This is a genomic window from Vibrio sp. NH-7, assembly GCF_053643215.1.
The window spans coordinates 2,529,448-2,553,207 of record NZ_CM132187.1; the positions used below are offsets into that span (position 1 = coordinate 2,529,448).

Below are 23,760 nucleotides of genomic sequence, written 5' to 3' on the forward strand. Positions count from 1 at the left end.
TGATTAAACCCCTAGCTTCCATCCTAACGTACGCATCACATCTGAGAAGACACCTGCTGCGGTAACTTCTGTACCGGCACCGTAACCACGCAATACTAGCGGAATTGGCTGGTAGTAACGGCTGTAGAAGGCTAATGCGTTTTCACCATCTTTGATTTTGAACATTGGGTCGTTTTCATCCACCGCAGCAATGCTCACGCGGCATTTGCCCTCTTCGATCTCACCGACATAGCGAAGCACCTTGCCTTCTTCGGCCGCTTTCGCTGATTGCTCTTTGAAGTATGCATCTGCTTCAGGGAGTCGAGCCATAAATTCTTCCACACTGCCCGAATCATCAAAACCTGGTGGTAGAGCTTGGTCAACGATCACGTCTTCAAGCTCTAAGTTCATACCGGCTTCACGAGCAAGGATCAGCAGCTTACGAGCCACATCCATACCAGAAAGATCATCACGAGGGTCTGGCTCGGTAAAGCCGTTGTCTTTGGCAATATTCGTTGCTTGGCTGAGCGTCATTCCCTCATCAAGTTTACCGAAGATGTAGGAAAGTGAACCAGATAGAATCCCTGTAAAGCGCTCCAGTTCATCCCCCGCCGAGATAAGGTTTTGCAAGTTTTCGATAACCGGAAGACCCGCACCTACCGTTGTTTCATACATCAGTTTACGGCGAGAGCTACGCGCAACATCACGCAATTGGTGGTAGTAAGCCATGCTTGCCGTGTTGGCTTTTTTGTTTGGTGTAACCACGTGGAAACCTGCCGCTAAGAAGTCAGCATACTGATTTGCGATCGCTTCACTCGAGGTACAGTCAACAAGAACAGGGTTAATGATATGGTTACGCTGAACCAAAGAGATCAAGCGCGCGAGAGTAAATTCTTCCGACGCATCCTTCATACGATCACGCCAGTGATCCAATGGCAAGCCTTCACTATCTAGCAATAAGCCCTTACTGTTGGCTAAACCACATACGCGTAGCACAATGCCTTTTTCTGCCAGTTTCGCTTGTTGACGCTGAATTTGGTCAACCAGTTCACCACCAACGCCACCGACACCAACAACGAAGACATCCAAGAAGTGTTTCGAGTTAAACAGGTTTTCGTGACACGCTTTGATTGCTTCAGAGATCTTGTCTTCTGGAATCACGGCTGAAATGGCGCGTTCAGAAGAGCCTTGCGCGATTGCTACAATATTAACGTTCACTTCTGCAAGAGATGAGAAGAATTGAGAAGCGACACCGCGAGAAGTACGCATACCATCGCCAACCAGTGTCACAATCGCCACATCATCAATAAATTCAACAGGCTCAAGCAGACCATCTTTTAGCTCTAACTCAAACGTCTCACTCAATGCTTTCTCTGCAAGAGCTTTATCTTGCGCTTCAATACAGAAGCTGATGCTGTATTCTGAAGAAGACTGAGTGATCAAAACAATCGAAGCACCCGCTGCTGACATCGCCCCAAACACGCGGCTTGCCATGCCTACCATCCCCTTCATACCAGGGCCCGATACGTTAACCATGGTTAGATCGCTAAGTGTTGTGATCCCTTTGATCGCGAGGTTGTCTTCACCAGTATCTTGACCGATTAAAGTCCCTGCACCTTGTGGATTAAAGCTGTTTTTGATCAGGCATGGAATATGGAATTGAGCAATAGGAGCTATTGTTTTTGGGTGAAGCACTGAAGCACCAAAGTAAGAAAGCTCCATCGCTTCTTGGTAGCTCAATGATTTAAGTAGGCGAGCATCATCTACCAAACGCGGGTCACAGTTGTAGACACCATCCACGTCAGTCCAGATTTCACAACAATCCGCACGCAGACAGGCGGCAAGCACCGCTGCTGAGTAATCGGAACCATTGCGACCTAGCGTCACCAGCTCACCTTTTTCATTGCCAGCGGTGAAGCCAGGCATAATGTTGACATGACCTTGAGGTAGTGGCTTCTGACGGAAGTTTTGCGTTGAAATATCGACATCAACCATCGCCTCTAGATGCTCACCTCTAGCAAAGAGATACTCAACCGGATCGATTAAGTTAGCAGGTTGTCCTTTTGCTTCCAGCACCGCTTTCATCAATTGAATCGAAACTCGCTCACCTTTGCTGATAATGCGAGCATTGACGTTATCAGGACACATGCCTAACAAGTTGATGCCGTGAACAAACTGACGTAACTGAGTTAATGAGGTTTTCACTTGGCTGTCATAGCCACTACCATCAATGTTTGGTAGCACCTGTTTGATATCTTGAAAAAGGTCTCGGAACGAATCTTCCAACTCTGCGATTTGCAGCTCCGCTTCACCATTTTTCAAAGCGCCTTCTATCACAGCCACCAGCTTGTTAGTTGTTTTACCCGGTGCTGATAGTACGACGGCCACTTCTTCTTGCTGTGCATTATTAGCGATGATATCCGCCGCTCTTAAAAAGCGGTCTGCATCAGCTAATGATGAACCTCCAAACTTTAAAACTCGCATCCCTTCCTCCAAATGATTTCAAATTGGCATAAAAAAAGGCCTGTATCTTGTTGGATACAGGCCTTTTTTTGAATTTCTTTCGCTTAGCAGCCTGCCCCAACATGTGCGATGTCGGTAATAATAATGGTTGTTGTCATTACTACTAGGCTGTGATTTTGCATAATTAATTTTTGTTGCGTTTATGTGTTTGCTTACCCATACGTTTAACCTATTTGCTCTACACGAGTCAACGAAAAGTTTTTATTTTTTGTTTTCTCAATAAGCAATTCACACAATATTTTGCAACATCTCGCAGGCATTCATTGACACTTTTAATGAGACCGCAGGCATATAAGCTAATAACTAATGGCTATATAAAAAATGCACCTAGTCCAATAGTTTTATGCTTTAATTAGGTTTGCAGTGGAGAAAGTAACCAAGGAGAGGCAGCGCATGATGAAAACGCTATGCTTGGCAGCGATGTTAGTTGCTGGTTCTCTTGGTGCGGCAGAGTTACCTCCGCTACCATCCCAACAAAGCACATCACCTCATAAGCTTTTTATTTCCAGCGTTAACGACCAGCAAGACTTTGATACATGGAAGGTCGATGGTGGTTATTCCTATAACGTGTTCGACAAAATTGACTTATATGTGGGCGCTCGCCTGAACAATGGCGACAGAATCAACGAAACGGGCTTTCTCAGTGGAGTCAGCTATCAGGTGACCCCTCGCGTATCGGTAGCCAGTACCTTACATTCATACACAAATGAAAGCCTCGGTAACGATAAGCGCGAATCTGCCATTTCTGCAGAGGTATCGAGCCGAGTAAGACTCACCGAGAATTTAGACTTGCACGCCACCCTTGATTATCAAGAGTGGCAACAAGAAGTCGAATTCGGGTTAGGATTTCGGTTTTAAACGTTCGCGTTTACCATTCCAACTTTTCACTCGACATCAACACCCCATTCCAATCCGCGTAAACGAAGTCCCCAGGCTGGATCATCTGATTGTGGATCGTCAGAGTGACATTGACATCACCCACTCCGCGCTTTTCCGTCTTAAATGGGCAAGTACCTAGGGCTTTCACACCAATTTGCATTTCAGCAATTGCACCCGCATCGCGAATGGCACCGTTAATAATTACGCCTTCCCAATGATTATCAATAGCAAGAATTGCCAACTGATCGCCCAGCAGCGCTTTTTGACATGAGCCATGACCATCAACAAATAAAACCTTGCCTCTACCATCTTGGCTTAATGTATCTCTCACTATTGAGTTGTCGTGATAGCACCTCACTGTCACAATTTCGCCCCAGAAAGCGCTTTTGGCGCCAAAGTTGTGCAGTGGAAGTTCCACTAGCGTGACTTTGTCTTCATGCTTATCACAAATATCCGGTGTTATATCTTTCATTTTTCCTCCATGAGATTTTTCCGCCTGCTCTTAAACCAAACCGTGCTAACGGCCAAAGCAGACTGAGTGAATCCTATTCTTAAGCCCTTTTACCTTATGCGAGATTGCCACCCTTTGATTCTGAGACTTGTCGCATCAGGCAAACAAGAGAGCAGATAAAGTTGATTATTTTCAACATAATAAATTGCGTTCTGGCCAAACTTACGCCCTAACTCGATTGCTAACTCTCGCTCAATAGCAACGGCAAAGCTTGCTTCTTTCCATGTAAATGCTTCATCTCCAACCAATACGTCAACATAGTTAGTATGGCTTATTTCAAGAGCTAACCGTTGATTATTTCTTAGGTTTTCCTCATTTGACACCCGCTGACTAGCTGGGTTCCATGCCGTGATGACAGCAAAAAAATCGCTCGTCATTTCATCACTGAACTGAAAGTAAGGCTCACAATATGCCGCCCAAAGTTGCGCATCTATCATCATATAATCAGCTGTTTTACATTTACCTGATACTATTAATATTTGTTACATTCTAACTCTTGATATAAATCAACAAAGTGATTGGAATTAACACTTCTACGTTGTTAGCATGCTGTTAACATTATAAAATCCGCCTCAACGACTAATGGAATCAGTGAGGAACTGGAGCCTCACAAGGTAATTGAGCGAAACCCAAGGATGGCGGGCAATCAAAGAAAGTGTATTTTTACAATCTTTGGTTTATTATCAACATCACATTTCCTGTATGTTATGTTTTTGCCTAAAATTTATTCCATTAGCACATTTTTTTCACAAGTTTAGGTACCGCCAATGCAAACCCCGCACATTCTTATTGTCGAAGATGAGCAAGTAACTCGTAACACTCTTAAGAGTATTTTTGAAGCAGAGGGATACGCTGTTTTTGAGGCCAGTGACGGTGAAGAGATGCACCAGGTGCTGTCTGATAACCAAGTTAACCTAGTTATTATGGACATCAACCTTCCAGGTAAGAACGGTCTACTGCTAGCACGCGAGTTACGCGAGCAAGCCAATGTAGCACTGATGTTCCTAACTGGCCGTGACAATGAAGTGGACAAGATCCTTGGTCTAGAGATCGGTGCAGATGATTACATCACTAAGCCGTTCAACCCACGTGAGCTGACTATTCGTGCTCGTAACCTATTGAATCGCTCAATGAACGCGAGCGCTGTAACGGAAGAAAAACGCAGCGTAGAGAAGTACGTGTTCAACGGTTGGGTGTTGGATATCAACAGCCGTTCTTTGGTTAGCCCAAGCGGTGATGGCTATAAACTGCCTCGCTCTGAGTTCCGAGCTCTACTTCACTTCTGTGAAAACCCAGGCAAGATTCAGACACGTGCTGACCTGCTGAAGAAAATGACAGGCCGCGAGCTTAAGCCACATGATCGAACTGTCGACGTAACGATTCGTCGTATTCGTAAACACTTTGAATCAGTCTCTGGTACGCCAGAAATCATTGCTACGATTCATGGTGAAGGCTACCGCTTCTGTGGTGATCTTGAAGAGTAATCAACTCTCGAAAATACAAAATGGAGCCTCATGGCTCCATTTTTCTTAGCGAAAACAAAAAACGCTCACCAAGGTGAGCGTTTTTTATGGCTTTGTCGATTAGCCTCGGCCGCCTTTGATGGCATCGATAATTTCCGTGGTCGAGCAGCCATCTTCAAAGTTGAGCACTTTGACTTCTCCACCATTAGCAATCACTTCTTTGCCACCCGCGATCTCTTCCGGTTTGTAATCTCCACCTTTTACCAGCATATCAGGCAGAACCTCAGAAATAAGTCGCTGCGGTGTGTCTTCACCAAATGGAACCACCCAATCAACCGCACCCAAACCAGCAAGAACCGCCATTCGTCGATCGGTAGGGTTAACAGGGCGACCAGGGCCTTTTAAGCGCTTCACTGACTCATCGGTGTTAACCGCCACAATTAAGCGATCACCCAGTTCAGCAGCGTGGTTTAAATACGAAACGTGTCCAGCGTGAAGGATATCGAAACAGCCGTTAGTCATGACTACCTTTTCGCCTTTGGCTTGGGCATTTTTCACTGCTTCAATCAACGCTTGCTCACCAATCACACCATAGTCGGTGTCTTGACTACCATGAACCGCTTCCGCCAACTCGATGGTCGATACTGTTGACGTACCCAGTTTACCGACCACGACACCTGCAGCTGCATTTGCTAAGGCACACGCTTCATCAAGAGGTTTACCCGATGCCACTGACGCAGCCAACACTGAAATAACCGTGTCGCCGGCCCCCGTCACGTCGTATACCTCTTTGGCTTGAGTTGGTAAATGGAATGGCTCTTGGCCACGACGAAGCAGCGTCATACCATGTTCGCTTCGCGTCACAAGAAGTGCATCAAAGTCGAATTCTTCAATCAGCTGAAGCCCTTTTTCAACCAACTCTTGGGTAGACTTCACTTTGCCAACCACAAGCTCAAACTCTGCCATATTTGGCGTCAGCAGCGTAGCTCCACGGTAACGTTCAAAGTCCGCCCCTTTCGGATCGATAAAAACAGGGACATTCGCTGCACGCGCTTTTTGAATAAATTTCTGAACGTGCTCTAAAGCGCCCTTAGCGTAGTCGGATAGCACCACCGACTTCACTTTAGGTAACGCCTGCTCCATGCGGCTTAGAATCAGCTCAGAATCGACGTTTTCAAACTTGTCTTCGAAGTCTAAGCGAATCAACTGCTGTCCGCGGCTCATCACACGCAGTTTCGTAATCGTTGGGTAATCGGGTAGACCAACAAAGTCGCAGGTTACATTAAGTGCAGATAAGGTCTCATTGAGCACTTTCGCAGGTTCATCAATCCCTGTTAAACCAACAATATGAGCGTGTCCACCCAGCGAAGCGATGTTCATCGCAACGTTAGCCGCCCCACCAGGACGCTCTTCATTGTTTTCTACTTTTACTACCGGAACTGGCGCTTCTGGTGAAATGCGCCCAGTTGGGCCATACCAGTAGCGATCCAACATCACATCACCAATGATTAAGACACCCGCATCCTTGTAGTTAGGTAGGATTGGTTTCATCGTCGATCTCCAAAATATAAATCTGGCGAGAGTTTAGCACAGCCGTTGAACGCCCTAAACCCTCAGCAGTAAGCAGCTAAAGTGAGGAGGCTTGGTTTAATCGTTAGTATCAAACCAAGCGTGCCAAATTTTTTGGACGCACTCTCGCTCAGGCACGAGTTTGTCTTCTGCCACATCCGCATCGAGATTGAGCAAGTTTCGGTGATGGATCTGGTCTCTCATTGTTGTGTAAGCGTGAGTGAGTGCCATCGCCTGTTCTTCTTCTAGAACGCCTTGCGACATCATGGTTTCGAAGATTCGCACATTGTCACTCCAGCGCGTTAACTTGGGTTTGTCATGGCTAAAGCGCAGAACCAAATATTGCGCGAGAAACTCGACATCGGTAATACCGCCAGGATCTTGCTTCAGCATAAAGCGTCCTGCTTTTTTACCGCCTAAATGGTCACGCATTTTCACTCGCATGTCTGCCACCTCTTGCTTGAGTTTGGCTTCCTCACGAGGCAACGTCAGCACCGCGTGGCGCGTCTTGGCAAAGGCTTGTTGTAATGGTTCATCGCCGTAAATCATGCGAGCACGAACCAAAGCCTGATGTTCCCATGTCCACGCCTCATTATGCTGATATTCATCGAATGCTTCTGTAGGGCTTACTAACAAACCCGACGCTCCCGAAGGACGTAAGCGAGTGTCCACTTCGTACAATATGCCCGACGCTGTTCGTGTCGAGAATATGTGAATGATGCGTTGAGCCAAGCGTAAGTAGAACTGACGGCCGTCGATTTCTTTCTTGCCGTCGGTATACGCATGCACCGGACAGTCATGCATAAAGACGATATCAAGGTCTGAGTTATAACCGAGCTCCCAGCCTCCGACTTTGCCATAACCAATCACCGCAAAGCCTTTGCCATCTCGGTCTTTTAAGTGGGTTGGCTCGCCATACTTTTCTGCAATTTGCAGCCAAGCTTGCCCGACCACTGACTCAACAATCGCTTCTGCCAAATAAGTTAAGTGGTCACTCACTTTCATGACTGGAAGCACACCTGCAATATCCGCTGCCGCAATTCGCAAAATGCATATCTGCTTAAATTGACGGAGCGCTTCCATTTGCTGCTCCATATCGTCTTCTGGGATACGAGCTAGAAAATCCCGCAGTTCAGTTCTGTAGCTCTCCAATGGAATTGGATTATACAACTGCTGAGGGTCGATCAGCTCATCAAGCAGGATCGGATAACGCCCAAGCTGCTCCGAAATCATAGGACTTGCAGTACACAGCCTCACTAATTGAGTCAGTGCAGCGCTGTGCTCATCAAGTAGTTCTAAATACGTTGTGCGAGTGACAATGCGATGCAAAAGGTGGAGAACACGTGGCAAACCAAACTGAGCATCTTTGTGCGAGTAGATAGCTGAGAAGATTTTTGGCATCAGATGATTCAATACTTCTCGACCGCGTGGCCCCAACGTTTTCTTGGCCAAGTCTTGCTTGAACTGAATAATGGTTGTGGCCATTTGAGCAGGTTCTTGCGCTTGAATGTCATGTTCCAAAATATGCTCAATGACATCTTTCTTGGCAGCCATGTCCCACAGCTCGACAAAGTGTTTGGCGATGTCTTGTTGCTCTTCTTCATCATCCCCAATTAAATCTGCAAAGACCGAGTGCACGTTTTGCATGTGTTGAGTGATATCTTGACGAAGGCTTAACCAATCGCTGTAGCCCATCGAGATCGCTAACTGCAGTTGCTCTGTATCGGTTTCAGGTAAGGTTTGGGTTTGTTTGTCGGCCATTGCTTGTAGCAAGTTTTCTAGGCGACGCAAAAATTTATAGGCATTGCGTAGTTGCTGAGTTTCCGCTGCGGTTAACTGTTCGAGTTCTTCTATTGCATCAAGGGTATTGAGTAACCCTCGCTGACGCAAACTTGGCTCTCGCCCACCGCGAATCAATTGAAAGACTTGAGCTATAAATTCGATTTCACGAATGCCACCAGCGCCCAATTTTATGTTGTTGCTTAACCCGCGACGGCGCACTTCGCTGCTGATCATCGATTTCATGCGACGCAGTGATTGAATCGCACTGAAGTCAATGTAACGACGAAAGACAAACGGGCGCAGCATCTGACGGAGCTCTTGATACTCTGGGTACATTTCACGCCCCATGACGCGCGCTTTGATCATCGCGTAGCGTTCCCAGTCTCGACCTTGTTCTTGATAGTAGTCTTCAAGAGCCGCATAGCTCATCACGAGCGGTCCACTGTCTCCAAATGGGCGCAAACGCATATCGACGCGATAGCAAAAACCATCAAAGGTTTGCTGATCGAGGGCTTTGATAATGCGTTGACCGAGACGAGTAAAAAACTGTGCGTTGGCAATACTGCGTCGAGCACCTTGGGTTTCGCCGTTTTCAGGGTAGGTAAAAATCAAATCAATATCGGACGAGAAGTTCAGCTCACCACCACCCAGTTTGCCCATGCCAATAATCAACATTGGCTGCGCTTCACCGAGTTCATTGGTCGGCGTCCCCCATAGATCGCAGCACTGTTTATACTGCCATTGATAGGTTTCGAAAATCATCGCTTCAGCCAATTGGGAGAGGTGCTCTAAGCTCTCTTCTAACGCCCAAGATGCCGTAAAGTCACGCCAAGCAATGTAGACCATTTCACGGTTGCGAAACTGCCTTAGCACTCGATGTCCCTGCATCTCATCATGGCACTCACTCAGCAAAGCAGATAGCCTTTCTCGATACTGCTCATGGCGCGAATCATGGCTTAACATCTCGGGCAGCTGTTGTTGTAGTGCCTCATCCGTTGACAGCGCTTCGCCAACAAACTGACTCAAGCCCGCCACATATTGCAATTGAGAGAGCTGTGACTCTGACCAATGGTTCAAGGCTTGCGATTCGTTCATTGCTTGGATAACAGGTTGGGAAAATTGAGTGAGGCTTTCTGGCAGCTGCATGATTCTTCCTTGTCTAGAAATAGCCGTGGGGTGTGGTAACTCTCTCTTTATACCAATAAAAAACGCCCACTAGTAGCCAGTGGGCGTTTATTGCATTTAACTTGAGAAGCTAAACCTTAAATGACGTGATTTTCTTGTCTAGCTCATCGGCATTTTGCTGCATTATCTCAGAGGTTTCGAGTAGCTCCGAAACCACGGTAACCGAGGCTTCAACAAGCTCACGAACATTGGTCAGGTTCTGATTCATCTCTTCCGCAACACTGCTTTGTTGACCAGCAGCGGTAGCAATCTGGAAGTTCATATCGTTGATTTGATTCACCTGACCAACAATTCCATCTAATTCACTTCCTGCGTTGGTCACAAGCTCAACCCCTTCAGCCGCTTCAACGACGCTCTTTTCCATCAGCTCTACTGCGGAATTTGCGCTCGATTGAAGTTGAGAGATCATCTCTTGAATCTCGACGGTGGCTTGTTGAGTGCGTTGAGCAAGGTTGCGAACTTCATCTGCCACCACGGCAAAACCGCGCCCTGCTTCACCAGCACGAGCCGCTTCAATCGCTGCGTTCAGTGCCAGTAGATTCGTCTGCTCAGAAATACCTTGAATGGTTCCAACAACACTACCAATTGAGCCTACGCTGTCTTCCACGTCATTCACCGCTTGCGCCGAAGCAGAGATGTCTTTTGAAAGTTCACTGATCTTAAGCACGGTATCTTGCACAAATCGTTGACCCGTTTGTGCTTGGCTCGAAGCGTTTTCTGTTAATGAAGACGCACTTTGCGCGTGACCCGCGACAGTTTGAACCGTCGAAGTCATCTCACTCATCGCCGTTGCCAGTTGATCAATTTCGTTAAACTCTTCTTGGGCCGACTCTTTGGTCTCAGACATACTGATGGTCATCACTTCCGTCAAACCAGACAATTCTTGCGAAGCACTCACTTGCAGCGCAATCATCTCTTGCAGTTGACGACGTGTTTTTTCTAGCTCACGCGCGACATCGCCGTACTCATCTTTACATTCCATTTCAATAGGAACCGATAAGTCTTTATTTGCCATGATTTTGATTGAGTCACTTAAGTACTGCGTCTGACGCAACATCACGCGCGCAGCAAAAAGCAGCAATGCGACAAAAACCACTATGAGTAAACAGGTTTGCCACGCCACCTGAACGAGATAAGCGTCATAATGCTCTTGGGCAATCGCTGTGCTTTGAGTTGCAGCAAGAAGTGAATCGTAAAAGGTGCTTGCATCCCACAGCTGTTTACCAATGATCAGTAAGGTACTAAACACCATCAGCATGACCATTTTAGGAACTAGGCGGACATCAGTAATCACCCGCTCCCATGGTTTAAATGCCATTTTGGTCATCGTCGCTTCTCCATTAAGTCAAATTTTGTATTTTTAGCGCGTTGTAATAGAGTGGCTTACAGAGCAACACCTCTTCTCTGGTTACGCCAAAATATTTATTTCGAGCCTCGTATGAATAAAGATATTATCAAAAGTGATACTAAACCGATGAGCTTGCTGTCACTAATCTTGTCATTTATGGCGCTATTTGTGATCTCTGGCTTACTCTTTTTTCCTTTGCGGCCAGAAACTCGACAAGTTCTTATCGGCTTAGACTTTCTTATCTGTAGCATTTTTATGCTTCAATTGAGTGTAGATTTGATCCGCTCTACAAATAAGCTGCAATTTATGAAACGCCACTGGATCGATTTTCTAGCCAGCCTACCGATGATTGAACCACTGCGTTACGCGAGGTTGTTTTCTATCTTGCGTGTCGTCCTTGTGATTCGTTCAAGCCGAAACGTCATCCGCCAACTACTGCGTAATAAACATGAAACGACCTTAGCCTCGATTCTACTCTTAATGGTCATTTTGCTGACCGCAGGTTCGAGCATGATGCTATTTATTGAAGGGCATTCGCCGAGCGCCAATATTAAAGATGGTGGCGATGCCATGTGGTGGGCGCTCGTGACTATTTCCACAGTGGGTTACGGCGATCACTACCCGGTTACGGATGGGGGAAGAATTCTTGCAGCTGGATTGATCATTTGTGGCGTAGGCTTATTTGGTATGATTTCTGGACTGGTCACCTCAATGATAACCTCACCTTCCAAGGTTCAGACCACGCGTTCAGAAAATAAAGAGAAGCTATTAATAGAGCTTGTCGAAAAACAAAATGAGATTCTTCGCCGCTTAGACAACCTTGAGCAGCAAAACAAACGGGAGCCGTAATGCTCCCGTTGATGTTGGTGGTTACTCTTGCCAATAGGGCTCGGTCTCTATACAGATGACTCGAGTTTGCTCCATTGCATGCAAGATGGAGCTTTCTTGACGGGCAACCCAGCGCGCTAGTTGCTCCTGCTCATCACCCTCTAAAGACTCAACAAGCTTTTGCAATGTACGCAACTTGAGTAAATCGTCGATGCCGTGCAGCAAATCACTCCAAGGCATACGGAAGCTGTTGCGCTCTTCGGTATCAAACAAGCTCGCAAAACTCACGCCTGTATACAAGTTGCGCATTAAGCGGTATTGCTGATCAATGTAATCTTGACTCGATAGGCTTCGTTCAGGAGGAAACGCTTCCATCAGTTCCGCCCAAGTGCGATCCAGCTGCTGAACGGAAAAGTGCTCAATGTTACGTGCCATTTTGTCGCGTGCTTTATCATCCAAGAAGGGTTGCCAACCACGCGTTAAGATCCAACGGCTCAAGTCAAGCAGCAAACCGGTATAACGGGCGCTGTTGAGTAACTCCAGTAGCTCTTCTCTGGTGGGTAACTGTTCTTGAATGAGCTTTAGTTCCGCGACAAGGAACTTGCGTGCATCAAGTTTTCGCAGCGCATGGCCTTTGTCGTCCAGCAGATCGTCTAGGTAATCATAGTCGTTGAGCCACTCTAGGCTCTGCTCTAACCATTTCAGCTCTTGCCTTAATATTGCGCTGGCACGGCGCGGAACCACACCGCCGTAAACCGTTAATACTTGGCGAATAAAACTGATGGCGTTTTTTATCTCATGCAGCGCTTCTATGGACTCACGCTCTGAGTAAATTTGCTCGTGGTAATGCCAATGGGACAGCGCATGCTCTAACGAGTTAATGAAGCACGCTTCCACGCTGTCTCGTTTGTCAGTGTTCACTAGTGTTAGCGGCTTAACATCGTCACCGGTATAGCCTGTTGCAAGGCGATAGCCTTTGGCCGCTTTACTTAAGTTGCCTAAGCGCATACCACCGTGTTCGCAGAAGTTGCGCGCCAGAGTAAATAGCGCATCGGTTTGACCTGATTTCAGCTCAAGCTCTACTTCACAAATTGGATCTTCTTCACCATTGGCTTCTACTTTTCCTTGGTCAAAAGCAACTTCCACTTGGCTACCATCAGGCATGCCAATTAGCCACTGCTCACGCGTGAAGTTAGTAGAAAAAAGAGGCATCAATTCAGATTGAAGTACGGAGACATCTTTGCCTGCAGGCCAGATGTCGTCAGGATGTAACGTTAAATCGGGCTCGTTACTGGTGTGCTCAGCATTGTATTCAGGTCTTTGATGAAGACCTGCGACGACTCTCCCTGCCGTCTTGACCGTTTGCACGAATACATCATCAAAACGACGAATTCGCATACCGATATCATGGCGACGTAACCAGTTATCCGGCGTGTCAAAGTAAGTATTGCCAAGTTCTCGACAGCTGTGCTGAAGCACTTTAGTTTCAGATATTTTTTGACGCAAAGTCTCTGAAAAATCAGGAGAAACAAAAAACTTCAGTTCTATCTCGGTTTCCATAGTTATACCTTTCAAAGCAGATAGAGACAGGATATTGCCAATTTTCTTACTCGGCAAGAAAGAAATATCGCAGGAATGATGATCTAAAACAGTTTTAATGAGTGATTTAATGCGTTACCATGCGCGCCTTTATAGCCATCGCTCAACATTTCGCCGTAAAGGGTGTATGTTATTTTTAGGTTATATTAATTAGGTTGAATGACCATGCCAGTAAATACAATTATGGGGTTATTTGCAAAGTCCCCGATTAAACCTTTGCAACGCCACGTCGTCTGTGTGAACGAATGTTGTTCTCACCTAGTTAACTTCTTTGAAGTCAGTTCAAAGGGTGACTGGGAGAAAGCATCAGAAATTCGCGCTCAGATCTCTCATCTAGAGAAAGAAGCCGACGTGCTCAAGCGCGAAATTCGCCTTAAACTTCCTCGCGGTTTGTTTATGCCTGTTGACCGTAGCGATATGCTGGAGCTACTTACACAGCAAGACAAACTGGCAAACCTAGCGAAAGACATTGCAGGCCGAGTTTACGGTCGTCAATTGACTATTCCTGGGCCACTTCAAGAAAACTTCCTTGCGTATGTGAAACGTTGTCTCGATGCAGCAAATCAAGCGCAAAAAGTCATCAATGAGCTCGATGAGTTATTAGAAACTGGATTCAAAGGTCGCGAAGTAACACTTGTGGCTGAAATGATCCACCAACTAGATGTAATCGAAGATGACACCGATGCGATGCAGATCCAACTTCGTCAACAATTGATGGAGATTGAGCAGGATATGAATCCTATCGATGTGATGTTCCTTTATAAAATTTTAGAATGGGTAGGTGGCATAGCTGATCAGGCGCAACGTGTTGGTGCGCGTCTTGAGCTAATGTTGTCTCGCTCATAAATCATACGTTAACTAAATAACGAAGAGCATCTTAATAGCACTCCCCTTAATTAGGCGATAAATACTGACGCGCCGAAGGGGCTTTTTCGTGCCTAATTTGCTCCGCTTGTTATCAACAACTAGGTATTACGATGGATATCCTTGCGAACTACGGCACTGTCCTGATTATTATTGCAGCAGCTTTCGGTTTTCTGATGGCGATTGGTATTGGCGCAAACGATGTTGCCAATGCGATGGGTACATCAGTAGGTTCAAAAGCGCTCACCGTGAAACAAGCGATCATTATCGCAATGATCTTTGAATTTGCGGGTGCATACCTTGCAGGCGGTGAAGTAACCGACACTATCCGTAAAGGCGTAATCGAAACGTCACTCTTCGCATCTCAACCAGATGTTCTTGTCTACGGCATGATGTCTGCGCTACTAGCGGCAGGTACATGGCTATTGCTAGCGTCATACATGGGCTGGCCAGTGTCTACCACTCACTCAATCATCGGTGCAATCATCGGTTTTGCGTGTGTATCTGTGGGTACGGAAGCCGTTGACTGGGGCTCAGTTCAAGGCATCGTGGGTAGCTGGATCATTACCCCAGTTATCTCTGGCTTCTTCGCGTACGTTATCTTCGTCAGCGCACAGCGCCTGATCTTCGATACTGAAAAGCCACTGTTTAACGCAAAGCGCTTTGTTCCTGTATACATGTTCATCACGACCATGGTAATCGCACTGGTTACGATTAAGAAAGGTCTGAAGCACGTTGGTCTTCACTTAACAAACGGTGAAGCTTGGATGTGGGCTGCGGGCGTTTCTGCACTAGTGATGGCTGGCGGTTACTTCTACATTCAGAAGAAGTTCGCAAGCCGCGAAGATGACCACGGTTTTGCCGGTGTTGAAGGTATCTTCAGTGTTCTCATGGTAATCACTGCGTGTGCGATGGCATTTGCTCACGGTTCAAACGACGTTGCTAATGCGATTGGTCCACTGTCTGCTGTTGTTTCAACGGTAGAGCACATGGGTGAAATCACAGGTAAAAGCACCATTGCATGGTGGATTCTTCCTCTAGGCGGTTTCGGTATCGTGGTTGGTCTAGCGACGCTTGGCCACAAAGTGATGGCAACCGTTGGTACGGGTATTACAGAATTGACACCAAGCCGCGGTTTCGCCGCTCAGCTTGCAACAGCATGTACTGTTGTTCTTGCGTCAGGTACAGGTCTACCGATCTCAACCACTCAAACTCTGGTTGGCGCGGTTCTAGGTGTTGGCTTTGCTCGCGGTATTGCAGCACTGAACCTAGGTGTCGTACGTAACATCGTTGCATCTTGGATCGTGACTCTACCTGCTGGCGCACTATTGGCGGTTGTGTTCTTCTACGCTATCCAAGCGATGTTCGTTTAACCAACGCGTCAATGATGTGTTAACGCACTGTCATTATTGACTCAAATACACAGAAAGGGAGGCTTAGCCTCCCTTCTTTGTTGCAGTCACTAAAGAAACTACTTACTATTTCGAGTTAGCAAGATATAGACAATAAGACTGTTAAAGGATTTATCGTGAAAAAACTGGTTCTGTTAGTTTTAGCCACTCTCGTCGCCGCGCCCGCAGCGCTCGCTCAAGACCGATACATTGCGGATAAGCTTTTTACTTACATGCACTCTGGCCCAAGCAACCAATACCGTATTATTGGTAGTATCGATGCCGGTGATAAAGTAAAACTTTTGTCTACCGACCGAGCAACAGGCTACAGCCAAATCCAAGATGACCGAGGCAGAAAAGGTTGGGTTGAAAGCAAGTTTGTCACCAGCCAAGAAAGCATGGCACTGCGTCTACCTAAACTTGAAAAAGAGCTAGCAGAAACCAAAGAAAGACTTGCGAATGCTCGCTCTACGTCTGATCAAGAGAAAGCAGGACTTGTTGATTCTTTAGAAACCAGTAATCGTCGTATCGCTGAGCTGGAACAAAGCTACACCGACATGAGCCAACAACTCTCTTCGGCACAAGAAGAAGTCCGTAGCCTACGCGCTAAACTGGATACTCAGAAAGATGACTTATTACTTAAGTACTTTATGTATGGCGGTGGTGTAGCTGGTCTGGGCTTACTGTTTGGCTTAATCTTGCCTCATATTATCCCGCGTAAGAAACGCTCCCCATCCGGCTGGGCATAATCAAAAAGAAAAGGTCGCTAACGCGACCTTTTTAGTTTCTCTCTTCTGTTAGCCTTGCCAATCGTACAGCGCTGGTACTTCGATACTTTCGCCATCAAATCGAATCAAACAGCTATTCTGATCGATTCGCTCCACTTGAATCCGATCCGTAATCCAATCTCCTTGGTTATATTCGGTTCCATTTACTTTGACCCAGCGCTTGGTTTTATTACTTGAATAGACGTGCGTTTGGAAGTTCAGAGCAGGTAAACGACCTTGCCACTTTTCCCCTTGTTGCGCCAAATTTGAAACTTGGCTGGGCGACGGCGCTTCTAAATCAGTCTCCTCTCCCAATGCGTTTTCAATTCGCATCGCTAGCTCTGGGGATAGCTCAGATAAATCGAGATTCCCCAGTAAAGATTCTTCTTGTTTGAGTGGCTCAGAGGTATCAGGTGTAACTTCTGTCTTATCAAAGCTCGGAGAAGACATCTCACGTGGTGGTTCAGGCACGTTGATCACTTCTGCAATCTGAACATCATACGTTGGGGTAAGGTTGGTGAACTCTGGGTAAGGCAACTCAGTATATTCAAAAGGCGTATCGACTTGAATCACCTGAGGTTGATTGTCGTTGGCCCTTGACGATACTTTGTCTTGATAGCTTTCATGAATTCCGTAAGCAGCCGTCAGTAGAGCGGGTAAACACACCAACGCCACGATAGCCGATTTGCTAGTTTTCACCTCTTGGGGGCAATTCAACAAGTTTGGATAGACACCTCCCTGCTGCGTCGCTTGATGACTTTGCTCCGATAAGTCGAGCGCTTTAAGTACATTAGACATTATGCCGACTCCTCATTATCGGTCAGAGAGGGGACGCCTTCTCGCACCATTTCTTCTAGACGCTGCAGGGTGTTTTTCCCTGCAATACCATCAACGGATAACCCCTGCCAACGTTGAAACAACTTCACTTTTTCTTGCAAGGCAGAGTCGTAGCGATCACTTCCTGTACGTGGCTTTCCAAGCAACATCGACAAATGGCGATCTAACAGCACCACAGGCTCTCCTTGCATACCTGGCTTCAAGGATCCCCCCCAATATTTACGCCAGATTTGTCGATACTCTCCCGACCAGATTGCCTTAAGCTGAGTGAGCGGTAACTCGATGTTGTGCTCCCCCACTAACAAACGAGCATTCGCTTGTTCAAGGGAGTGAAGCACGGCATAACTCTGACGCCCATCTTTATTGAGAGTGAGCAATACCGGAGCATTGTGGCGACGCAGAGCCAGCACATCTCCGTTCAGCCTGAGACACTGAAACGCATTTTCGCTGTCCGCTAAGCACAGCTTATCCAACATCGACGCTTGGTATCCCCAAACCTGATACAGCGTCGCCATCCCTTGCTCTAAGCTATCTGATTCGAACAACTGTGATGCAAGCTCAGCAGGAAATACCGTTCTTGTGACAATTGTCGGCTCAACAGCGGGGTAGCGCAGTTCAACCTGTTGAGCAATCGCATCGCCAACTAACTTAGGGGCATAGAAGTAACTCGCACTGGCTATCAGCACCCCAAGGCTGGCTGCTGCAGCATAGTGAAGGTAGCGGGGTTTACTCTGAACCTGCTGCGCTGGGCGATGAAACGACGTTTGAAAACTCATCACCTCTTGGCACGCGAGCTGCACCGTCGAATAAGAGGGAGCAGCTTCGCCGACACTGTATGCCTGCTTTAAAGCCGCATCACAAACGAGGTTGATCAAACGAGGAATACCAAGCGTTTGATTCGCAATCAGTTTAAGCGATTTACTGGTGAAGAGTTCACGCTGACCACCAGCAAACTCTAATCGAAAACGTATATACTCAGCCGTTTCTTTTTCATTCAATGGCAGTAGGTGGTAACGACCAGTGATTCGTTGTGCTAACTGCCTAAGCTGGGGCATTTGCAGCTTCTGTTGCAGTTCAGGCTGACCAATCAATAACACCTTAAGCAGTTTTTGACTTTCTGTCTCAAGGTTAGTGAGCAGCCTAAGTTGCTCGAGCACTTCCGCCGATAAATGCTGGGCTTCATCAATCACCAGTAGCGTTTGTATTCCATTTGCGTAGCTACCAAGTAGGAATTGATGAATCGTTTGGCTAAGCTGTTTTAGGGAGGCGTCTTGAGGGTAATCCAGAGCAAATTCATCACAAATCGCTTCAAGTAGCTCACTGTTGGAAAACGTCGGGTTAAGGATTAACCCCGCTTGAATATTATCGTCTAGTGCACGAAGCATCGCTCTTGCGACGGTCGTTTTACCCGTACCGACCTCACCTGTCAGCATGGCAAAACCTCCGCCCTCTCCTAGCCCAGCATTCAAGCGAGTGATCGCTTCTTTATGCCGTTGGCTTTGGAAAAGAAAACGAGAATTCGGAACGATTGAAAAAGGCAGTTCCGTAAATCCAAAATGTTGCTTATACATGCTTCTCGTCTCTGGGAATTTAATGATAAGAAAAGTACCATTGCAGGCAACAATAGCCAATGGCAATGTTAAGAAATGAGAGAGGCTTTAGTGCAAAGATACCTTGTAGGTGGGGCAGTTCGCGATCAACTGCTGAATATCGACGTTTATGATAGAGATTGGGTCGTCGTCGGCTCGACACCAGAACAGATGCTCGAACAAGGCTTTACGGCGGTTGGGAAAGAGTTCCCCGTATTTCTTCACCCAAAAACCAAAGAAGAACACGCGCTAGCACGTACTGAGCGAAAAATAGGTGCTGGCTATACGGGATTTGAATGCTACTTTGCGCAGGACGTCACTCTCGAGGAAGATTTACTTCGCCGAGATCTAACGATTAACGCGATGGCACAAGATCCAAACGGTCAAATCATCGATCCCTACAACGGCCAACGAGATCTCCAAGATCATATTTTAAGGCATGTGTCAGAGGCCTTTACCGAAGATCCTTTACGCGTTCTGCGTGTTGCTCGCTTTGCTGCAAAGTTGGCGCATTTAGGCTTTACTGTCGCCGACGAAACGATTGAATTAATGAGAAAAATTGCCCAATCAGGCGAGCTTGAACACCTCACTCCGGAGCGTGTTTGGCAGGAATGGCATAAATCCCTTTCAACCCAAAGTCCCCATATTTTCCTTCAAGTACTCAAAACCTGTGACGCCTTAAAAGTTGTGCTTCCTGAACTAGACGCCCTATTCGGAGTCCCTCAACCTGAGAAATGGCACCCTGAGATCGACACAGGTATTCATACCTTGATGGTTGCTGAGCAAGCAGCCCTTTTGAGTGATTCCCTACAAGTGCGTTTTGCAGCTCAAGTCCACGACTTAGGAAAAGGAGTCACACCAGAATCCGAATGGCCAAGCCATAAAATGCACTGCCACACTGGTTTAAAGCTAATCAAAAAACTCTGTGACCGTGTGCGTGTACCCAATGAGTATCGTGATTTAGCTTTAATGGTCTGCGAACAGCATTCCAATATTCATCGCGCCGCTGAGCTTCGCCCTGAGACCAAGCTCAAAGTGCTCAATAAGTTCGATGTGTGGCGTAAACCGGAGCGCTTACAAGACATCCTGATTTGCTGTATGGCAGACAGCCGCGGTCGAACTGGCTTCGAAAGCATCGACTATCCTCAGAAGGCGATTTTTGAGCAAGCTTCCCAAGCGGCTTTGAATGTGAATGTGCAAGACATTATCAAAGATGGCTTTAAAGGTGCAGATATCCGCATTGAGATGGAAAAGCGCAGAGTTGAAGCTATTCGAGAGGCTTAAGGAGATTCCCTACTCTCACCAACGTCGCTCTAAGGAATGACACAAACAAAAACGCCTCCGAAATCGGAGGCGTTTTTTAAAGCTACAATCAGCTAAATTCAACTAAGAATTAAGCTTGACCTTTAACTTCTTTAAGACCGTTGTAAGGAGCTTTAGCACCTAGAGCTTCTTCGATACGGATTAATTGGTTGCTTTCTTTTAGGTATAGCAGCAACACGGTCAGAACGACTCATCGTTCTCTGAGCTCTAAAAGTTCTTAGAGCCTTAAACGCAAAATGCCTCACTAAAAAGTGAGGCATTCATTAAAGCTTTAAGCTAATAATTCGTTAGGAATTATTGACCTTTAACTTCTTTTAGACCGTTGAAAGGAGCTTTAGCACCTAGAGCTTCTTCGATACGGATAAGTTGGTTGTACTTAGCAACACGGTCAGAACGGCTCATAGAACCAGTCTTGATTTGACCTGCAGCTGTACCTACCGCTAGGTCAGCGATAGTTGCATCTTCAGTTTCGCCAGAACGGTGAGAGATTACTGCTGTGTAACCTGCGTCTTTAGCCATCTTGATTGCAGCTAGAGTCTCAGTTAGAGAACCGATTTGGTTGAACTTGATAAGGATAGAGTTAGCTACGCCTTTCTCGATACCTTCAGCAAGGATCTTAGTGTTAGTAACGAATAGATCGTCACCTACTAGTTGAAGCTTGTCACCTAGTAGTTCAGTTTGGTGCTTGAAGCCAGCCCAATCAGACTCGTCTAGACCATCTTCGATAGAAACGATTGGGAATTGGTTAGCTAGCTCAGCTAGGTAGTGGTTGAACTCTTCAGAAGAGAACGTTTTACCTTCGCCTTTCATGTTGTAGATGCCAGCTTCTTTGTCGAAGAACTCAGATGCAGCACAGTCCATAGCTAGAGTAACGTCTTTACCTAGTTCGTAACCAGCAGCAGCAACAGCTTCTGCGATAACTTCTAGAGCTTCAGCGTTAGATTTAAGGTTAGGAGCGAAACCACCTTCGTCACCAACTGCAGTGCTGTAGCCTTTAGACTTAAGAACTTTAGCTAGGTTGTGGAATACTTCTGCACCGATACGTAGACCTTCTTTAAGAGTCTTAGCGCCAACTGGTTGGATCATGAACTCTTGGATGTCAACGTTGTTGTCTGCGTGCTCACCACCGTTGATGATGTTCATCATTGGTAGAGGCATAGAGAACTGACCAGCAGTACCGTTTAGCTCAGCGATGTGCTCGTATAGAGGCATGCCTTTAGCTGCTGCTGCAGCTTTAGCGTTAGCTAGAGAAACCGCTAGGATTGCGTTAGCACCGAACTTAGATTTGTTTTCAGTACCGTCTAGCTCGATCATGATAGCGTCGATTGCAGCTTGGTCTTTAGCGTCTTTACCAACTAGAGCTTCAGCGATTTCGCCGTTTACAGCTTCAACAGCTTTAAGAACACCTTTACCTAGGAAACGAGCTTTGTCGCCGTCACGTAGCTCAAGAGCTTCACGTGAACCAGTTGATGCGCCAGATGGAGCAGCAGCCATACCTACGAAACCGCCTTCTAGGTGTACTTCAGCTTCTACAGTTGGGTTACCACGTGAATCGATGATTTCACGACCTAGAACTTTAACGATCTTAGACATTGAATGTTTCCTTCTCGTTGAATATATAATGTCAAAATTAAGGGCAGCAGCACAACTAACGCTACTGCCCGTATCCTTTACTTCTCTAATTCGCCGCGTTGGTATTCACCAGCCGCTTTCACGAAACCTGCAAACAGTGGGTGACCATCGCGAGGTGTTGAAGTGAACTCTGGGTGGAACTGAGCCGCTACAAACCATGGGTGAGCTGGGTTCTCAATCACTTCTACCAGTTTCTTGTCTGCAGATAGACCCGATACTTTCAGGCCTGCTTTTTCAATCTGTGGACGAAGGTTGTTGTTCACTTCGTAACGGTGGCGGTGACGCTCATGAATTGTCGCGCTACCGTATAGTTCACGAGCTTTCGTTCCTTTCTCTAGGTGACATAGCTGTGAACCAAGACGCATAGTACCACCAAGATCTGACTTCTCGGTACGTTCTTCAACGTTACCTTCGCCATCAACCCACTCAGTGATTAGACCAACCACTGGGTACTTCGTCTCTTTGTTAAATTCTGTTGAGTGAGCACCTTCCATACCCGCAACGTTGCGCGCGTATTCAATCAGTGCTACTTGCATACCTAGACAGATGCCAAGGTAAGGTACTTTGTTCTCACGAGCGTATTTCGCCGCCATGATCTTGCCTTCCACACCACGATCGCCGAAGCCACCTGGAACTAGGATTGCGTCAAGACCTGCAAGTGCTTCGTCGCCTTTGCTCTCTACATCTTGAGAATCAACGTACTTAATCTTAACGCTTAGACGGTTCTTAAGACCTGCGTGCTTAAGCGCTTCGTTGACTGATTTGTAAGCATCTGGAAGTTCGATGTACTTACCAACCATACCGATAGTCACTTCAGCGGTTGGGTTCGCTTCTTCGTAGATAACCTGTTCCCATTCTGACAGATCTGCTTCAGGAGCAGTAATGCCAAAGCGAGAACATACTAGGTCGTCTAAACCTTGAGATTTGATGAGTTGAGGGATCTTGTAGATTGAATCTACGTCCTTCATCGAGATAACCGCTTTTTCTTGTACGTTACAGAAAAGCGCGATCTTCTTACGTTCGTTCGCAGGGATCATGCGATCTGAGCGACAAACAAGAATGTCAGGCTGGATACCGATAGAAAGCAGCTCTTTTACAGAGTGTTGCGTTGGCTTAGTTTTTACTTCGCCCGCTGCTGCTAGATAAGGAACTAGAGTCAGGTGCATGAACATAGCGCGCTCACGGCCAAGTTCTACAGCTAGCTGACGGATAGCTTCCATAAATGGTAGAGATTCGATATCACCAACCGTACCACCGACTTCAACGATAGCTACGTCGTGGCCTTCAGAGCCAGCGATCACGCGATCTTTGATAGCGTTAGTGATATGTGGGATAACCTGAATGGTTGCACCTAGGTAATCACCACGACGCTCTTTACGTAGAACGTCAGCGTAAACACGACCTGCAGTGAAGTTGTTGCGCTTAGTCATCTTGGTGCGAATGAATCGCTCGTAGTGACCAAGGTCAAGGTCAGTTTCAGCGCCATCTTCCGTGACGAACACCTCACCGTGTTGAGTTGGGCTCATAGTGCCTGGGTCAACGTTAATGTAAGGGTCAAGCTTCATCATAGTCACTTTAAGACCACGAGCTTCTAGAATAGCCGCAAGAGATGCTGCTGCAATACCTTTACCTAGAGAGGATACAACCCCGCCAGTAACAAAAATGTAATTTGTCGTCATGTTTAACCTGAA

General features: G+C 46.6%; 19 protein-coding genes and 1 other annotated feature. Of the genes, 7 read left to right on the top strand and 12 right to left on the bottom strand.

Annotated elements, in window-relative coordinates; translation table 11 throughout:
- Positions 1-3: 3 nt before the first annotated feature.
- Both thrA and thrL read right to left on the bottom strand, forming a co-directional pair.
- A complete protein-coding gene (thrA, locus tag ACUALS_RS11705; protein ID WP_005472878.1) occupies positions 4-2,463 on the bottom strand; it encodes a bifunctional aspartate kinase/homoserine dehydrogenase I in 2,460 nt (819 codons plus the stop codon).
- Between the two features lie 29 nt (positions 2,464-2,492).
- Positions 2,493-2,611, bottom strand: a sequence feature (Thr leader region).
- Complete coding sequence (thrL, locus tag ACUALS_RS11710) at positions 2,547-2,624, bottom strand: thr operon leader peptide (protein WP_072016647.1); 78 nt, start codon at positions 2,622-2,624, stop codon at positions 2,547-2,549. (Overlaps the previous feature by 65 nt.)
- Positions 2,625-2,895: 271 nt before the next feature.
- Here thrL and ACUALS_RS11715 point away from each other — a divergent pair, with 271 nt between their 5' ends.
- Positions 2,896-3,360, top strand: a complete 465-nt coding sequence (locus ACUALS_RS11715; protein ID WP_038190929.1) for a hypothetical protein — start codon at positions 2,896-2,898, stop codon at positions 3,358-3,360.
- Positions 3,361-3,370: 10 nt separating this feature from the next.
- On the opposite strand, the gene ACUALS_RS11720 is transcribed toward ACUALS_RS11715, so the two are convergent.
- Positions 3,371-3,853: a putative 4-hydroxy-4-methyl-2-oxoglutarate aldolase gene (locus ACUALS_RS11720; RefSeq protein WP_005472882.1), complete on the bottom strand. Its 483-nt coding sequence runs from the start codon at positions 3,851-3,853 to the stop codon at positions 3,371-3,373.
- Between the two features lie 89 nt (positions 3,854-3,942).
- Positions 3,943-4,332, bottom strand: coding sequence for a DUF3293 domain-containing protein (locus tag ACUALS_RS11725; protein WP_005472927.1), 390 nt, complete (start codon positions 4,330-4,332; stop codon positions 3,943-3,945).
- A 327-nt stretch (positions 4,333-4,659) separates the two neighbouring features.
- Between ACUALS_RS11725 and arcA the strand changes: the two genes are divergently transcribed.
- Entirely contained in the window at positions 4,660-5,376 is a 717-nt protein-coding gene (gene arcA, locus ACUALS_RS11730; RefSeq protein WP_005472905.1) for a two-component system response regulator ArcA, read from the top strand.
- A 99-nt stretch (positions 5,377-5,475) separates the two neighbouring features.
- Here the strand turns inward: arcA and hldE are convergent, their stop codons facing one another.
- The 3 genes from hldE to ACUALS_RS11745 all read right to left on the bottom strand — a co-directional run bounded on the left by hldE (position 5,476) and on the right by ACUALS_RS11745 (position 11,218).
- Entirely contained in the window at positions 5,476-6,906 is a 1,431-nt protein-coding gene (gene hldE / locus ACUALS_RS11735) for a bifunctional D-glycero-beta-D-manno-heptose-7-phosphate kinase/D-glycero-beta-D-manno-heptose 1-phosphate adenylyltransferase HldE (RefSeq protein WP_038140719.1), read from the bottom strand.
- A gap of 96 nt (positions 6,907-7,002) precedes the next feature.
- A complete protein-coding gene (glnE, locus tag ACUALS_RS11740; RefSeq protein ID WP_454449256.1) occupies positions 7,003-9,801 on the bottom strand; it encodes a bifunctional [glutamate--ammonia ligase]-adenylyl-L-tyrosine phosphorylase/[glutamate--ammonia-ligase] adenylyltransferase in 2,799 nt (932 codons plus the stop codon).
- A gap of 160 nt (positions 9,802-9,961) precedes the next feature.
- The gene (locus tag ACUALS_RS11745; protein ID WP_005472918.1) at positions 9,962-11,218 is read right to left on the bottom strand and encodes a methyl-accepting chemotaxis protein; all 1,257 of its coding nucleotides are present in this window, start codon (positions 11,216-11,218) and stop codon (positions 9,962-9,964) included.
- Between the two features lie 111 nt (positions 11,219-11,329).
- Here ACUALS_RS11745 and ACUALS_RS11750 point away from each other — a divergent pair, with 111 nt between their 5' ends.
- The gene (locus tag ACUALS_RS11750; protein WP_038140724.1) at positions 11,330-12,088 is read left to right on the top strand and encodes a potassium channel family protein; all 759 of its coding nucleotides are present in this window, start codon (positions 11,330-11,332) and stop codon (positions 12,086-12,088) included.
- Positions 12,089-12,109: 21 nt separating this feature from the next.
- Here the strand turns inward: ACUALS_RS11750 and ACUALS_RS11755 are convergent, their stop codons facing one another.
- Positions 12,110-13,627, bottom strand: a complete 1,518-nt coding sequence (locus ACUALS_RS11755) for a CYTH and CHAD domain-containing protein (RefSeq protein WP_038190942.1) — start codon at positions 13,625-13,627, stop codon at positions 12,110-12,112.
- 204 nt (positions 13,628-13,831) lie between these two features.
- Here ACUALS_RS11755 and ACUALS_RS11760 point away from each other — a divergent pair, with 204 nt between their 5' ends.
- From ACUALS_RS11760 to ACUALS_RS11770, 3 genes are all read left to right on the top strand, one after another.
- A complete protein-coding gene (locus ACUALS_RS11760; protein ID WP_038140729.1) occupies positions 13,832-14,512 on the top strand; it encodes a TIGR00153 family protein in 681 nt (226 codons plus the stop codon).
- A gap of 131 nt (positions 14,513-14,643) precedes the next feature.
- On the top strand, positions 14,644-15,903 hold the full coding sequence (locus ACUALS_RS11765) for an inorganic phosphate transporter (protein ID WP_005472876.1): 1,260 nt from the start codon (positions 14,644-14,646) through the stop codon (positions 15,901-15,903).
- A gap of 155 nt (positions 15,904-16,058) precedes the next feature.
- Positions 16,059-16,670 carry a TIGR04211 family SH3 domain-containing protein gene (locus ACUALS_RS11770; protein ID WP_005472810.1) on the top strand — a complete coding sequence of 204 codons (612 nt, stop codon included), beginning with the start codon at positions 16,059-16,061 and terminating at the stop codon, positions 16,668-16,670.
- A 48-nt stretch (positions 16,671-16,718) separates the two neighbouring features.
- Here ACUALS_RS11770 and ACUALS_RS11775 read toward each other — a convergent pair whose 3' ends face one another.
- Positions 16,719-17,486: a general secretion pathway protein GspB gene (locus ACUALS_RS11775; RefSeq protein WP_454448408.1), complete on the bottom strand. Its 768-nt coding sequence runs from the start codon at positions 17,484-17,486 to the stop codon at positions 16,719-16,721.
- Positions 17,486-19,096, bottom strand: coding sequence for an AAA family ATPase (locus tag ACUALS_RS11780; RefSeq protein ID WP_454448409.1), 1,611 nt, complete (start codon positions 19,094-19,096; stop codon positions 17,486-17,488). Before ACUALS_RS11780 ends, ACUALS_RS11775 begins: the two co-directional genes overlap by 1 nt.
- Before the next feature lie 90 nt (positions 19,097-19,186).
- Here ACUALS_RS11780 and ACUALS_RS11785 point away from each other — a divergent pair, with 90 nt between their 5' ends.
- A complete protein-coding gene (locus ACUALS_RS11785; RefSeq protein ID WP_454448410.1) occupies positions 19,187-20,398 on the top strand; it encodes a multifunctional CCA addition/repair protein in 1,212 nt (403 codons plus the stop codon).
- Positions 20,399-20,731: 333 nt separating this feature from the next.
- Here ACUALS_RS11785 and eno read toward each other — a convergent pair whose 3' ends face one another.
- Positions 20,732-22,030, bottom strand: coding sequence for a phosphopyruvate hydratase (eno, locus tag ACUALS_RS11790; protein ID WP_334475173.1), 1,299 nt, complete (start codon positions 22,028-22,030; stop codon positions 20,732-20,734).
- A gap of 77 nt (positions 22,031-22,107) precedes the next feature.
- Positions 22,108-23,748 (bottom strand): CTP synthase, encoded by a 1,641-nt coding sequence (locus ACUALS_RS11795; RefSeq protein WP_005472915.1) that lies wholly within the window; start codon positions 23,746-23,748, stop codon positions 22,108-22,110.
- Positions 23,749-23,760: the final 12 nt, after the last annotated feature.